The organism is Aliiroseovarius sp. CAU 1755 (assembly GCF_054482655.1).
This window is the reverse complement of sequence record NZ_JBTLRH010000003.1, coordinates 300,304-315,167: the sequence shown is the minus strand read 5'-3', so window position 1 is coordinate 315,167 and position 14,864 is coordinate 300,304. Positions and strand designations below refer to the sequence as shown.

At 60.2% G+C, this 14,864-nt stretch carries 12 protein-coding genes; 8 read left to right on the top strand and 4 right to left on the bottom strand.

The window, feature by feature from the left end; genetic code table 11:
* Nucleotides 1–21: 21 nt before the first annotated feature.
* Nucleotides 22–162, bottom strand: a complete 141-nt coding sequence (locus ACXYMP_RS13450; RefSeq protein WP_298566709.1) for a hypothetical protein — start codon at nucleotides 160–162, stop codon at nucleotides 22–24.
* On the opposite strand from ACXYMP_RS13450, the gene ACXYMP_RS13445 reads away from it, so the two are divergent.
* The 6 genes from ACXYMP_RS13445 to hflX all read left to right on the top strand — a co-directional run bounded on the left by ACXYMP_RS13445 (nucleotide 161) and on the right by hflX (nucleotide 8,525).
* Entirely contained in the window at nucleotides 161–2,332 is a 2,172-nt protein-coding gene (locus tag ACXYMP_RS13445; RefSeq protein WP_298566711.1) for a sensor histidine kinase NtrY-like, read from the top strand. The genes ACXYMP_RS13450 and ACXYMP_RS13445 overlap by 2 nt on opposite strands.
* Nucleotides 2,329–3,756: a nitrogen assimilation response regulator NtrX gene (ntrX, locus tag ACXYMP_RS13440; RefSeq protein WP_298566712.1), complete on the top strand. Its 1,428-nt coding sequence runs from the start codon at nucleotides 2,329–2,331 to the stop codon at nucleotides 3,754–3,756. The genes ACXYMP_RS13445 and ntrX overlap by 4 nt, the downstream gene beginning before the upstream one ends.
* Before the next feature lie 109 nt (nucleotides 3,757–3,865).
* Nucleotides 3,866–5,242 carry a Trk system potassium transporter TrkA gene (trkA, locus tag ACXYMP_RS13435; RefSeq protein WP_298566713.1) on the top strand — a complete coding sequence of 459 codons (1,377 nt, stop codon included), beginning with the start codon at nucleotides 3,866–3,868 and terminating at the stop codon, nucleotides 5,240–5,242.
* A gap of 27 nt (nucleotides 5,243–5,269) precedes the next feature.
* A complete protein-coding gene (locus ACXYMP_RS13430) occupies nucleotides 5,270–6,817 on the top strand; it encodes a TrkH family potassium uptake protein (protein ID WP_458906924.1) in 1,548 nt (515 codons plus the stop codon).
* A gap of 164 nt (nucleotides 6,818–6,981) precedes the next feature.
* Nucleotides 6,982–7,218 carry an RNA chaperone Hfq gene (gene hfq, locus ACXYMP_RS13425; protein ID WP_091430174.1) on the top strand — a complete coding sequence of 79 codons (237 nt, stop codon included), beginning with the start codon at nucleotides 6,982–6,984 and terminating at the stop codon, nucleotides 7,216–7,218.
* Nucleotides 7,215–8,525: a GTPase HflX gene (hflX, locus tag ACXYMP_RS13420; protein WP_458907356.1), complete on the top strand. Its 1,311-nt coding sequence runs from the start codon at nucleotides 7,215–7,217 to the stop codon at nucleotides 8,523–8,525. Before hfq ends, hflX begins: the two co-directional genes overlap by 4 nt.
* A gap of 260 nt (nucleotides 8,526–8,785) precedes the next feature.
* On the opposite strand, the gene ACXYMP_RS13415 is transcribed toward hflX, so the two are convergent.
* Nucleotides 8,786–11,260, bottom strand: a complete 2,475-nt coding sequence (locus ACXYMP_RS13415; protein ID WP_458906922.1) for a penicillin acylase family protein — start codon at nucleotides 11,258–11,260, stop codon at nucleotides 8,786–8,788.
* A 108-nt stretch (nucleotides 11,261–11,368) separates the two neighbouring features.
* On the opposite strand from ACXYMP_RS13415, the gene ACXYMP_RS13410 reads away from it, so the two are divergent.
* Nucleotides 11,369–12,250, top strand: coding sequence for an NAD(P)-dependent oxidoreductase (locus ACXYMP_RS13410; RefSeq protein WP_458906921.1), 882 nt, complete (start codon nucleotides 11,369–11,371; stop codon nucleotides 12,248–12,250).
* 109 nt (nucleotides 12,251–12,359) lie between these two features.
* Here the strand turns inward: ACXYMP_RS13410 and ACXYMP_RS13405 are convergent, their stop codons facing one another.
* Together ACXYMP_RS13405 and hemB are read right to left on the bottom strand one after the other, a co-directional pair.
* Complete coding sequence (locus ACXYMP_RS13405; RefSeq protein WP_298566718.1) at nucleotides 12,360–12,893, bottom strand: lipid-binding SYLF domain-containing protein; 534 nt, start codon at nucleotides 12,891–12,893, stop codon at nucleotides 12,360–12,362.
* A 173-nt stretch (nucleotides 12,894–13,066) separates the two neighbouring features.
* Nucleotides 13,067–14,083, bottom strand: coding sequence for a porphobilinogen synthase (gene hemB, locus ACXYMP_RS13400; RefSeq protein WP_458906918.1), 1,017 nt, complete (start codon nucleotides 14,081–14,083; stop codon nucleotides 13,067–13,069).
* A 228-nt stretch (nucleotides 14,084–14,311) separates the two neighbouring features.
* On the opposite strand from hemB, the gene ACXYMP_RS13395 reads away from it, so the two are divergent.
* Nucleotides 14,312–14,836 carry a component of SufBCD complex gene (locus tag ACXYMP_RS13395; protein WP_298566720.1) on the top strand — a complete coding sequence of 175 codons (525 nt, stop codon included), beginning with the start codon at nucleotides 14,312–14,314 and terminating at the stop codon, nucleotides 14,834–14,836.
* The last annotated feature ends 28 nt before the right edge of the window (nucleotides 14,837–14,864 follow it).

Here is a 14,864-nt window from a genome sequence, read left to right as displayed (position 1 = left end):
GGGCATAAGACCCGCAGCCACTCAGGCGGTCGCCGCAGAAATGCGGCCATCAGGAATAGGGGCAAGCACAGTGGCGCGACGCGCGGTGCGGAAGTCGAGGTTGGACCGATACCTGTCCTTGCGCCGTTGGCGTAGGTTCAGATCGCTTGGCGCGTTCAGCATGATAGTTCTGGGCCCGATCCTTGCCATCACGACATTCCTGGCGCTTGGACCGTTTGCGCAAGGTGCGCAAAGCAATGCGCTTCGGTTCATCCTGCTGGCCGATATCATCTATGTGATTTTGGTCGCGGGGTTCGTGCTGGCGGGTGTCGGCCGGATGATCGTGGCGCGGCGTCAGGAAAGCGCGGGCTCGCGGTTGCACCTGAGGCTGACGGTGGTCTTCGCCGTGATCGCCCTCAGCCCGACGATCCTTGTCGCCATCTTCGCCATGTTGACGCTGAATATGGGGCTTGAAGGCTGGTTTTCAGACCGGGTGCGCACTGTCGTGGGCAATTCGCTGTCGGCCGCGCAAGCCTATAAACAGGAAAGCCGCGACGGGTTGGTGCAGGATGCCGACGCGCTGGTCAGGTTCTTGCAGCAGCAACGCCAGACACAGGCCCTGCTGACGGATGCCGAATTGGGCCAGCTTCTCACCCAGGGTCAAGCGCGCATTCAGCGCGGTCTGCGCGAGGCTTATGTGATTGACAGTCAAGGCGGAATTCTGGTCCGGGGCGGGGGGTCCTACCTGTTCGACTATGAAGCGCCGGATGCGGCGCAGTTGCGCCGTGCCTTGGCCGGGGAAACCGTTGTGATCGAGGATTGGGACAACAATGAGTTTCGTGTCCTGATCAAGCTGGACGGGTTTGCCGATCACCTTGTCCAACTGACCCGAGATGTGAATGGCGAGATCCTGAGCCTCGTGGATGAAACCCAGGAAGCGGCGCGCGTCTATAACCAGTTGGAAAGCCAACGTGGCCAGCGGCTGTTCCAGTTCGGTCTGATCTATCTGGGCTTTGCGGTGATCTTGATCCTTGCGGCAATCTGGATGGGAATGTGGTTTGCCGAACGGCTGGCGCGCCCCGTGGGGCGGCTTGCAGGGGCAGCCCAGCGTGTGGGCGCGGGCGATCTGGATGTGCGCGTCATTGAAGAAGAGGGTGACGACGAGATTGCGATGCTTGGTCGGTATTTCAACCAGATGACCACGCGCTTGAAAGGTCAGCGCGCGCGGCTTTTGGAGAACACCGAACAGATCGAACGCCGCCGGCGGCTGTTTGATAGTGTGCTGAGCTCTGTCACCGGCGGGGTCATTGGGTTGAACCCAGCCGGGCAGGTGACGTTTCTGAACCGCGCTGCCGAGCAGCTGCTTGAAGTGCAGGACGAAAACGATCAGGAGCACGAGTTGTCACTTGTCGTGCCGGAATTTCAGCCCTTGCTGGATGAGGTGACGCAGGGCGGGCGCGAAACTGCTCAAAGCGAGATTCGCCTGACCCGGAGCGGGTCGCAGGAAAACCTGCTGGTGCGCATTGCCACCCGGCGCAACGATGAAGGTGGGCTGGAAGGCTATGTGATCGCATTCGACGATGTCACGGATCTTGTCTCGGCACAGCGCATGGCGGCATGGGGCGACGTGGCGCGGCGCATTGCCCATGAAATCAAGAACCCCCTGACCCCGATCCAGCTTTCGGCCGAACGCATCAAGCGCAAATTCAGTCGCGTTGACGGTGTCGATGTCGAAGCGTTGGAGCAATATACCGACGTGATCGTGCGCCAGACCAACGACCTGCGGCGCATCGTCGACGAGTTCTCTAAATTTGCCCGGATGCCTGAGCCAGAACGCCGCGCAACGGATATCGTGAGGCTGGTGCGTGATGCCGTTCTGTTGCAGCAGGCCGGTCAGGAAGGCGTGCAGATCACGTCTGAGCTTCTGGAGGGTCCGATCAACGTCGAAATCGACGCAACCATGATCGGTCAGGCCTTGACAAATTTGATTAAGAACGCCGGAGAGGCTATTGAAAGCCTTGAGGAAAAGGGAGCGCCAGAAGGGCACTCACCAGAAATTCGCGTCGTTCTGGCGCGGGTGGCGGGTGGCATCGAAGTCACCATTGCCGACAACGGAATTGGCTTGCCCGAGGACCGGGCGCGGCTGTTCGAACCCTATGTGACAACCCGTGAAAAGGGCACCGGGCTCGGGCTTCCGATTGTGAAGAAGATCATTGAAGAACATGGCGGGCGTCTGACCCTTGAAGATGCGCCCGTCTTTAACGAGGGCGGCGCCCATTTCGGCGCCATGGCACGCATATTTCTGCCCAGTGACGACGGGCAGGCTGAGCAAGTAGAAATGGTGGAAACATGAGCGATATTCTGATTGTCGATGATGAAAGGGACATCCGCGAACTGATCTCGGATATCTTGGAAGATGAAGGGTTCACCACTCGATTGGCGGGCACGTCGGACGAGGCGGTGGCGCAGGTCAAGGCAGAGCTTCCTGCACTGATGATCCTGGACATCTGGTTGAAAGACAGCGCCATGGACGGGATCGACATCCTGAAGATGGTAAAACGCGAACACCCGGAAGTTCCGGTTGTGATCATCTCGGGGCATGGCAATATTGAAATCGCCGTCGCGGCGATCAAGCAGGGCGCATATGACTTCATCGAAAAGCCCTTCAATATAGACCAGTTGATGGTGGTGATCGGTCGGGCGATGGAAACAAGTCGGCTGCGGCGCGAAAACACCGAACTCAGACGCCGTGACACCCATCCAACCGAGATGATCGGCACCAGTGCTGCGTTCAAGTCGTTGAAAAGCCAGTTGGATAAGGTGACGAAGTCGAACGGGCGGGTGTTGCTGACGGGGCCGGCGGGCTCGGGCAAGGAAATGGCGGCGCGCTATGTGCACGCCAATTCCGATCGCGCATCGTCGCCGTTTGTCGTGGTGAACTCTGCCTCGATCGATGCGGAGCGGATGGAGGAGGTTCTGTTCGGCCGTGAAAGCGCGGATCGGGGCATCGAACCGGGACTGCTGGAAGAGGCGAACGGCGGTGTGCTCTACTTTGATGAAGTGGCCGACATGCCGTCTGGAACGCAATCCAAGATCCTGCGTGTTCTGGTTGATCAGAGGTTCCAGCGGGTGGGCGGTGCCGACAAGGTGTCGGTTGACCTGCGGGTCATCACCTCGACCAATCGCGATCTGCAAGCCGAGATTGAGGCCGGAAACTTCCGCGAGGAGTTATATCACCGGCTGAATGTCGTGCCGATCTCGGTGCCGCCATTGGGCGAGCGCCGCGAAGACATCCCCGAACTTGCGCGCTATTTCCTGGAGGTTTTCAACCGCGATCAGGGCTTGCCTTTGCGCAATATGGCGCAGGACGCCGAGGCGATGCTGCAAACCATGCAGTGGCCGGGCAATGTGCGGCAGTTGAAGAACGTGATTGAACGGGTTCTGATCCTTGGGGAAGGGACGGGCGACATTCTGGCGACCGAGCTTCCGGGGAACGATCACGGGGGCGAAGACAGCCACGATCAAGGTATTGTCGTGTCCGGGGCCCTTGCCATGATGCCGCTGCGCGAAGCGCGCGAGGCGTTTGAACGCGAATACCTGCTGACCCAGATCAACCGCTTTGGCGGTAACATTTCGCGCACGGCGAACTTCGTTGGGATGGAACGATCCGCCCTGCACCGAAAGCTGAAATCGCTGGGGGTCGTGACCGGGTCCAAAGCCGGGGCACGGGTCGCCTATGTCGCGGGCGATGAGGAAGAAGAAGAGGCCGACGCCTGATCCACCGTGCACGCTGCACAACACTGGATTGCGGTCCTTCCCATGGGCAGGCATTGACCCTGACATGGGCATCTGCCATGGATTTTGACGTGACATCAGGGAGAACCGGATGAAGGTCATCATTTGCGGTGCAGGTCAGGTTGGTTGGCAGATTGCCCGACAGCTTTCCAGCGAAAAGAACGACGTGACCGTTGTGGACAACAACGCAGAGCTTGTCGCGCGCGCCACTGATACACTGGACGTGCAAGGGATTGCGGGACATGCCTCTTACCCGGACGTGTTGGGCCGGGCAGGCGCGCGTGATGCGGATATGATCATCGCCGCAACGCATTCCGACGAGGTGAACATGGTCACCTGTCAGGTGGCCCATTCGGTCTTCTCCATTCCACGCAAAATCGCGCGCCTCAGGGCGCAAAGCTATTTTGATGCGATCTATGCCGATCTCTATCGCCGCGACCACCTGCCCATTGATGTGGTGATCAGCCCCGAACGTGAAGTGGCGCAGGCGGTTTTGAAACGCCTGCAAGCGCCCTCGGCCTTCGACATTGAGAATTTCATGGATGGCCGGGTGCAGCTTCTGGGTATTCAGCTTGATGCGGAATGCCCGGTGCTGAACACGCCGCTCAGACAGTTGACGGATTTGTTCTCGACGCTCAGCGCGATGGTGGTGGGCATCCGACGGGAGGGGTCGTTGTTTGCCCCTGAACCGAAAGACCAGCTGTTTGCGGGCGACCAGATTTACGTGTTCACCAAGGCCACCGATCTGGACCGCACACTTGAAGTGTTCGGCAAAGTGACCAAGCGACAGGAGCGCGTGGTCATTCTGGGTGGTGGCAATGTTGGTCTGGCGGTCGCGCGCGAGTTGGAAAACCGCACCGACCGCATTCGAGCCAAGGTGGTCGAATTGAACCGCGATGTTGCTGAACAAGCCGCTGACGCGCTGGAACGCACGGTTGTCTTGCACGGCGACGGCATGAATATGGACCTGATGAAAGAGGCCGGAGTGCCCCGCGCTGACGCCATTTTGTCGGTCACAGATGACGACAAGGTCAACCTTCTGGCCTCGGTGCGGGCCAAATCGGTGGGCTGTTCGCTGTCCATCTGCCTGATCAACGATCCATCGCTTGCCAATCTGATGGAGCCGCTGGACATCGACGCCTATATCAACCCGCGCACTCAGACGGTCAGCTCAATCCTGCGCCATATCCGACACGGAAAGGTGCGCGAGGTGTATTCGCTGGGCGACGCCGAGGCCGAGGTGATCGAGGCTCAGGTGATGTCCACCTCGTCCATTGCGGGTAAGGCCGTGCGCAACATTGATTTTCCCGAAGGGGTGTTGATCGGCGCCATCCTGAAGGGGGACGAGGTCATCAAACCCACCGGCAAGACGCGTGTCGACGAAGGGGATGTGATCACGCTTTTCTGCATGGCCGCCGATGTCCCCGAGGTCGAACGCCTGCTTCAGGTGACAATCGACTTCTTCTGATCCTGACGCCAGCGCAAGGTCGCCTTCATGCTCGCTCAAATCGCCAAACTGCCACTGCTTGTGATTCTGATGGGGATCAGTGCGCTGGCCATGCTGTTGCCGGCGGGATTCGGTTGGATGATTGGCGAGTTTTTCGAGGCGCGTGTGTTCCTTTACGGCGCGCTGCTGTTTGGCTTTCTGACCTCGTTTCTGGCCATTGCCATGGCAGACCGGCCGCGTTCAACGCGACCACGCCGCCACCTTGTCGCGCTGTTGGGATTGTTTGTCCTGCTGCCGCTGATGCTGGCCGTTCCCTTTCATCAGGCGGTGCGCACAACGACCTTTCTGAATTCCTATGTTGAAATGGTGTCCGCCCTGACCACCACGGGGGCGACGCTGTTTGATGACCCGACGCGCCTTGCGCGGTCGGTGCATCTATGGCGCGCATTGGTGGGTTGGCTTGGCGGGTTGTTCATCTGGGTGGGTGCAATTGCCATTCTGGCTCCGATGGCGTTGGGCGGGTTCGAGGTGCGCGCTCGATTTGGTGCCCGCCGGGCAGGCGCCACATTTCGGGACGATCGGTTGGGGGCAGGGCTGAACCAGATTACCCGGGTTGCAGACATTTCAGAGCGCATCCGCGCCTATGCGATACGCTTGTTGCCCGTCTATACCGGGCTGACGCTGGCCCTTTGGATATGCCTGATCATCGCGGGCGACGGGGCGTTCGTCGCCTTGTGTCACGCGATGTCCACCATGGCGACCAGTGGAATTTCTCCGGTCGGCGGGCCTGCTGGTGGAGGGGCGGGCTACGCAGGCGAAATGGTGATCGCGGCGTTCTTTATCTTTGCGGTGTCGCGGTTGACCTTCGCCTCTGACATGCAAGCCGGAGAGCTGCGGCGCCTGCACAAGGATCCCGAAATTCGCATGGCGCTGGCGATCGTGATAGTGCTGCCGCTGTTTTTGTTTTTCCGCCACTGGGTCGGTGCATTCGAAGTGGACGAGGAACAAAACCTTTTGGCGGGGATTGCATCTCTGTGGGGCAGCTTTTTCACGGTGCTTTCGTTCTTGACCACAACCGGGTTCGAAAGCTCAGCCTGGAGCGACAGCCGCGATTGGTCCGGGTTGCAAACGCCGGGTCTGATTTTGATGGGACTGGCCCTGGTCGGCGGCGGGGTGGCGACCACCGCGGGTGGGGCCAAGCTGATGCGGGTCTATGCGCTTTACCTTCACGGGCTTCGCGAGATGGAAAAGCTGGTCCATCCTTCCTCTGTCGGTGGGTCAGGGACTGACGCCCGCCACATGCGCGGTCGAGGCGCCTATATGGCGTGGCTGTTCTTCATGCTGATGTCGATGTCGGTGGCGCTTGTGTCTGCCCTGCTGACGCTGACCGGGCAGGACTTCGAAAGCGCGATGGCGCTGACCATTGCGGCGTTGACGACCACAGGCCCGATTGCCACCAGTGCAATGGCCGAGCCGATTTCCTACGGCGCGCTCAGCGATACCGCAAAACTGGTTCTGGCCGGTGCCATGATCCTTGGGCGATTGGAAACACTGGCCATCATCGCCTTGTTCAGCCCCGAGATCTGGCGGCGCTAGGCCATTCCACCCAACGACCGCCGCAATCGGTCCGCCATACCAAACACGGTGACTTGCAGCCCAAAATTTTGGGGTGGAAAAGGTGCAATTGTCGCGCCATAGTAACCAAAGCTATGAATCATGCCGGACCTGCCGGCAGCACGAGACAACAAAGGAAAAAAGCGATGGCTGCCGACAAGCAAAACTTGCAGGACGCGTTCCTGAACCATGTTCGTAAATCAAAAGTTCCGGTGACGATCTTTCTGATCAATGGTGTGAAATTGCAGGGTGTGATTTCGTGGTTCGACAACTTTTGTGTCCTTCTGCGCCGTGATGGCCAGTCGCAGCTTGTCTACAAGCATGCGATCTCCACGATCATGCCCGGCCAACCCATCAACCTTTATGACGGCGAAGACAGCTGAGCGACCTTCTTGAACGTGAAGAACAGCCCACGCGGGCTTGGGTTTTTCACCCGGAACTGACATCAGACAGGGACCGTCGTGATCCGGGTCCGGCGCTTGAAGAAGCCGTGGCTCTGGCGGCGGCGCTTCCTCATCTTGACGTGGTGGGCGCTGATATCGTGCGCTTGCCCACGCCTCATCCCGGCAAACTGTTTGGCAAGGGCAAACTGAAAGAGCTTGGTGACAAGCTGCACGCCGCCGAGATCGACCTGGTGTTGATCGACGGACCCGTCAGCCCCGTTCAGCAACGCAACCTCGAGAAGGAATGGAAGGTCAAGATCCTTGATCGAACCGGCTTGATCCTGGAAATCTTCTCGGATCGGGCACGCACCCGCGAAGGGGTTTTGCAGGTCGAAATGGCCGCGCTGTCCTATCAGCGCACCCGTCTTGTGCGGGCCTGGACCCACCTGGAACGCCAGCGCGGCGGGCTTGGTTTCGTGGGTGGCCCCGGCGAAACCCAGATCGAGGCTGACCGCCGTGCGATTGACGATCACCTGAACCGGCTGCGCAAGCAGCTGTCGAAGGTCGTCAAAACTCGCGAGCTGCACCGCGCTGCCCGTGCCAAGGTTCCGTTCCCGATCGTGGCGTTGGTCGGCTATACCAACGCGGGAAAATCCACCCTGTTCAATCGCATGACCGGGGCCAAGGTGTTGGCCAAGGATATGCTGTTTGCAACGCTGGATCCCACGATGCGGCAAATCGAACTGCCCGCGCTTGGCAAGACGCCTGCGCAGGGTGGCGGGCGCAAGGTGATCCTGTCGGACACGGTGGGGTTCATTTCCAACCTGCCGACCCAGTTGGTCGCGGCCTTCCGCGCGACGCTGGAAGAGGTGCTGGCCGCCGACCTGATCTTGCATGTGCGCGACATCAGCCATGACAGCACCGATGAACAGGCACGTGATGTCGAAACGATCATGGCCGAACTTGGTGTCAGCGAAGACACACCGCAGCTTGAGGTCTGGAACAAGATCGACCTGCTGGACCCCGACGCGCAGGACGCGCGGCGCCATGAGGCTGCGCGCAATGACTCTGTCGTGGCCATCTCGGCTTTGACCGGCGAAGGGTTCGATGATCTGGTGAACGCCATCGACACCGCTCTTGGTGCCCCGCGCCAGACCGAGACGATGACCTTGCCGTTTTCCGAAGGCCGCAAGCGCGCATGGCTGTTTGACAAGGGGATCGTCGAGGCGGAAGAACCGGGCGACGATGGTTGGGTTCTGACGGTCACATGGACAGAGCGCGAGGCGGCTGACTTCGCCGCGCTTTGATTGCCTGTCGTCACGCTGTGAACAGAACGAAGGCCGCCCCGAAAGGCGACCTTCTGGCCGTGAGCGGCCTTACGTCGTCCCCAATGAGCTTGCACTCCACTGGCGCGATGGACGACGATCTGTGAGGTCGGGTTTTGATCCCGCCTTTCACGAACTGCTCGTAACGGTATGCTTGCTGTGAAAATCCGGTATTTGGCGCGCGCGGTTAAGGGGAAAACCCTGCCTGACGTCCCCATCAACCAACCGGCTTGCGTCGCAGATCAGGGCGCGCGTGGCAGCAAGTTCGTAACCCCGACTGACGCCGCACGCGCCAGTGCCGGGTCCAAGGACATCGGGGTATATTCACCACGACGCCATAGCTCGCCCAGATCGTCATAGTGCCGCGACAGTGGGTGGCCGGACTGTCCGGTCGCGATCACGAACAGGGAGCTGTTGGGATCTGAGAAATCATAAACGCCGCGAAAACCCGCGCCGTGGACATTGCGAAACGGTTGCGATCCCGTGCCAGCGGTGCGCCCACGCTGCAGCGTGTTGTCCCCGCCAGACGTCGATTGGCGAATGTTGACGAACCATTTCAGGAACGGAACATCGCCCAGAACAGGGTGTTTGTGATTGGCTTCGTGGTGGTCGCCCCAACGCAGGCTTTCCTGAGCGCCGCGCGCGTGTTCCGACAACCACAACAGCGCGTCATCAAGGGCTGCGCGCGAAATATCGGTGCAGGTCTCCTTGGGCGCCGATTGGATGACGTCGCACCAGACACCGGCACCTTCGATGTCGCGAAAGACGCGTTCGATGAAGATCGGCTCCACATGTGCGATCTTTTCGGCCAGGGGGCCAAGCTCGTCGCGGATCAGCCGTTTTTGAAGTGCGCGCAGCCATGCGGAATAGATCAGCGGCTCGGGCATGTGCTCGTTCATCTCTCCGTTCCAATTGGCCAGAAGCTCAAGCGCGCGCTGTCGTTCGCGCTCTGGCGTGCCCTCGGGCGCTGCCTCGCCTGTGAACCACAGATCTGCCCCGACCAGCGGCAAAAGCGTGCGCGCAGTGACCGACACCGTATCCAGCTGCGCTTCGATGAAACTGTCGCGGGTGTGGACCTCGCGCGCTTGCATCAGGCGGGTCCAGCGTTGCACGCGCTGGCTGTCGCCCCAGTTGTAGCTCATATGGTTGGGGAAGGGCCGGTCCACCAGTTTGTTGTTGGTGTTGCCGACAATCCCGCCCGAGGGCTGCACGAACTCCGGGTTTGCCGCGAAACTGTTTATGCCTTTCCAGCGGTTTGTCGCGATCCAGCCGGGGCTGGGAATGCGTCCGCGGGTCTGGTGCTGCGGGTCGCGCTTTGGCATGGCGCCGATGACCTTCATCGCGATATTGTCGCGGTCCGCCATGGTCAGGGTCAGGCTTGGCGCCACATAGTCGGCGCTGGCGGCGATGCCTTGCATCACCGTCTTGGCCCGCATCAGCTTGATGGCGGCACTCATGGAGCGGTCACGTTTTGTCAACAAGGTCCAGCTCAGGGACATGACATGACCCGGTGGTGTGATGCCACCGAGGTTGAATAGATGACCGGGCAGGACCGGGCCGTTCTCGGACCACATCAGATCGAACGTGACCGGGGCTTCATCCTTGATCTGCACAATCGACCCGCGTCTGGCCAATGCCTTGAACCCGTCCGGGGTTTTCAGTTCGTTGGGGTTGTCGGGGTTCAGCTGTTCGACATGCAAGTCCTGATCATCAAGATAGGATGCGGTGATACCCCAGCCAAAATCGTCTGAACGACCCAGCATCATTGCGGGCATTCCGGGGATGGTGCCGCCGATCACACCACCTGTCGAAAGCTCCAACCGGGCCAGATACCAGATCGACGGGGCGCTGAAGCCCAGATGCGGATCGTTGGCCAACAACGTGCCCCCCGCAGCAGACCGGTTCGCAGCCGCTGCCCATGCGTTCGACGCCCCAGCCTGTCCGCGATCGGGTGCGGGCCACAGGAAAGGCCGGTCGTTTGGGGCCGTGGTCTGGGCCGCGAATTTCTGGGCTGAGGTTTGATACAGCGCGGCATAATCGGGCAGGGCAGCCACCCCGGTGCCCGGAATGTCGGGCAGGATGTCACGCACGCGATCTTCGGGCAGGGCCAGAGAGACACGGGCGCGCATCACCTCTTCTTCCAGATGGCCGGAAAGCTGCACGCCCATCAGTTTGAGGATGGCGATACTGTCGGCGGGTTGCCAGGGCGAAATGTCGTTGGAGAACAAGAAGAACTCTGGCGCGCCACGCCCCAGCGCCTCGTTGTTCACACGGCTCAGATAGGCGTTGACGCCCGAGCTATAGGCCTTCAGCGCGTCCAGTGCCTCGACATCCTGAAATTCGACCGCGCCTTTGGCCAATGCGTAAAGGTCCAGCCGGCGCATAAGCTCGTCGACCTGCAAGGTGCGGCTACCGAAAATCTCGGACAACCGGCCCTGAACCGTGCGCCGCATCATCATCATTTGCCACAGCCGGTCCTGTGCATGGGCGTAGCCAAGACCGAAAAAGACGTCGTTGTCATTCTGGGCGAAGATGTGGGGGATATTGGCATTGTTGCGCACGATTTCGACCGGCGCAGAAATGCCCGCGGTCTGGCGCGTTGCGCTGTAGTCGGGCAGGGATTGTGCGGCAAGATAATAGACCAGAAGAAGGCACAGCGCCGCAAGGACCATCAGGCCAGAGACGATCCGAACCATCCAAAGCACGACCTTGCCCATATGTCTTCTTCCACCGTTTGCTCACATTGCAGCCCGGCGCCGTTGACGTCGCAGCCTCTTGCGGTAACTACTGTGCATCACAAGGGAATTCAACGGAAGGGAAGCGTGATGGCGAAATGCGCATTTTTGGGCTTGGGCGTGATGGGATATCCGATGGCGGGGCATCTTGCGGCACAGGGTCACGACGTCACCGTGTTCAACCGCACCTCCACCAAAGCCGAGGCTTGGGCAAAGGCGCATGAGGGTCACTGGGCCGCGACCCCGCGCGCGGCGGTGAAAGACGCCGATTTCGTGATGAGCTGTGTCGGCAATGATGACGACCTGCGCAGCGTCGTTCTGGGCGACGACGGGGCGCTGGCCGGGATCAAGCCGGGTGCGGTTTTCATAGATCACACCACAGTGTCCGCCGCAGTCACGCGCGAACTTCATGCCGCGGCTCTGGCCAAGGGGGTTGCGTTTGTCGACGCGCCGGTTTCGGGCGGGCAGGCCGGGGCGGAAAACGGCGTGTTGTCGATCATGTGTGGCGGCGATCAGGCCGCTTTCGACGCTGCCCTGCCAGTGATGTCGGCGTTTGGGCGCACGGTTAAACGGCTGGGGGAAAGCGGTGCCGGGCAATTGACCAAGATGGTCAACCAGATCTGCATCGCCGGTCTGATGCAAGGCCTGTCCGAGGCGCTGCATTTTGCCGAGAAAGCCGGGCTGGACGGGCGCGCGGTGATCGAGGTCATTCAAGGCGGCGCGGCGGGCAGCTGGCAGATGGTGAATCGACATGAAACCATGCTGGACGACCAATTCGATCACGGGTTCGCGGTAGACTGGATGCGCAAGGATCTGGGGATCTGTCTGGCGACCGCAGAAGAGAATGGCGCCTCGTTGCCGGGAACCGCCCTGATCGATCAGTATTACAAGGATGTTCAGAATATGGGCGGGGGCCGTTGGGACACCTCTAGCCTGATCAAACGCCTCAGGGCGCTTGACAGCTCTGGCTGATGTGTCGCGCGGCGAAGGTGCAGGATCGCGTGGGGCGCATCGCCTCTTCGCAGATGGTCTGAAAAGCGCTTGCGCGGCTGAACCCGCGCAAGCGTTACGCCGTTTTCGGTTAAGGAATGATCCGGGTGTATTTCGCACCCTCAATCGAGGCACCTGCAATCAGTCCGGCCTGACCAAAGACCACCGCCACCACCGGTGATGACGCGGTGATCGTGTCGGCCGTCAACCGGTCGCCTTCTGTCTGGAAGGCGTATTTGATATCGGCAGAGGCGACCCAACCGGCCGCCTGACGGAATTCCTGCAACGCCTGATCCGTCATGAAAAACAGAACATGCGCGTATTGCTGCGCGCCGATCTGAAGACCCGCACTGGCTTGGGTCAGCAGGTAATAATCCACGGTTGTGTCATTGATCCGCAGCGCTCCGCGCCCGTAAGCGCCACCCAGACCAAAGCCAGCCTCGGTGACCAGTGGCATCACCAGTTGACCTGACGATTTCGACGCCAGTTCGCGTGCACCGGGATAGCGGTTGTAAAGATAGTTGAGCGTGCTTTCCACACGCGCATCGATCCGCGCACCGCTTTGCGACCCAACACTGTTGTCGCAGGCTGCAAGCGTAACGCCGACACCCCCCATACCGATCATGAACCCTCTGCGGGAAAGCCTGTTTTGTTGCATCTTTTCGCCTCGTTCAACGCGCCGATGGCGCTGTGGTTTGCTCGCTTGCGGCTCTTTGTCCGCATTACCACAAGATATAGCGGACCGCGGCAGGCCTGTCACCTATTACAAGCGTCAGTCGCGGAAACCTGCCGCTTGGCTCAACGCCCCTGAAGGGCGCGCGCCATGCGGGGCGCGAAATAGGTCAGGATTCCGTCACAGCCAGCGCGCTTGAACGCCATCAGGCTTTCGGCCATGACCTTGTCACCGTCCAGCCAGCCATTTTGCGCGGCCGCCATCAACATCGCGTATTCGCCAGACACCTGATAGGCATAGGTCGGCACACCAAACGTGTCTTTGACGCGCTGACAGATGTCCAGATAGGGCATGCCAGGCTTGACCATGATCATGTCGGCCCCTTCGGACAGATCGCGTTCGACCAGGCGCATTGCTTCATCCGCGTTGGCCGGATCCATCTGATAAGTCTTCTTGTCGCCTTTCAACGCGCCCGAGGCCCCCACCGCATCACGAAACGGTCCATAAAACGCCGAGGCATATTTGGCCGTATAGCTCATGATCGTGACGTTGGTATGCCCTTCCGCCTCCAACGCATGACGCATGGCACCGATGCGTCCGTCCATCATGTCAGAGGGCCCAAGAATGTCGGCCCCAGCTTCGGCCTGTGCCAGGGCCATCTTGGTCAGCGCGGCCACGGTTTCGTCATTGACGATCTCGCCGTCGCGCACGATGCCGTCATGCCCGTTGGCGTTATAGGGGTCCAGAGCGATATCGGTCATGACGGCGATGTCCGGCACAGCCGCTTTGATGGCGCGGATGGCGCGGTTTGACAGGTTGTCCGGGTTCCAGGCTTCTTCGCAGGCCTCGGTTTTCAAAGCGGGGTCGGTATAGGGAAACAGACAGATCGCCGGAATGCCAAGGTCGGCCGCCTCGTGTGCCGCGTCGACCAGCCGGTCGATGGATTTGCGGGTAACACCGGGCATCGATGGGATGTCATCTTCGCGCCCCTCACCATCGACAACAAAGACCGGCCAGATCAGGTCACTGACGCTGAGCGTATTTTCACGCACAAGATCGCGCAACGCCGCGGTCGCGCGCGTGCGACGCAGACGTGTCATCGGAAAGGGGGCGAGGGTGCGGGAATGCGGGGCGCGGCTCATCAGGCTCTCCTTTGGCTGTGGATCGGTCGCGTGGTCACGCACCCGTCTGGCTTGAAACTTCCTGCCATGTGTCCGCCATGTTCACAAGAGCGCAATCTGACCCGCTTTAGCGCAAAAGCGGGTGGTATTGCCGGAAACGCGCGGCTAATCTGCACGAATAAATAAGACGCCAGAGCAGGGGCTTTCAAAGGTTTTGTGCCTTGCAGCCTGAAATCAAAGGAATTGCACGTGGATTGGTATTCCACCGTTTTCGAAATCATCGACATGCGTTCCTTTTCCAACCTGTGGTATTGGATTGCGCTTGCCGTGTCATGGTCCACGGTCAGCCATTGGGTGATCGGGGTGCCCTTTGACATGATCCAGAAGGCCGCCCGCCTTGGCGGCGAGGCGCAAAGCGATCTTGAAGACATGGTGCGCATCAATTGCAACCGACTGCTCTATATCGCGGGAATGGCGGGGCTTTGGCTGCTGGGGTTTGCCTCGGCGCTTCTGACATCTTTGGCCATTCTGGGCTTTTGGTATTGGGTGGAGTTTGCGCAGGCCGTGTTCTTGCTGCTGTTTCCCATGTCGCTTGCAGGTCTGATGTCGTTAAACACCGCCGCGATTATCCGGGATCAGGCGTTGGCGGGCGAAGAGCTTCGCAAACGCCTGCACCGTCACCGGGTGCAGACGCAGTTTCTGGGCATGGGCGCGATCTTTGTGACCTCGCTTTGGGGCATGTATCAAAACCTGTCGCTGGGGGTGCTGCGCTAAGGCGCACCCTTGACACCAGACCACAGGC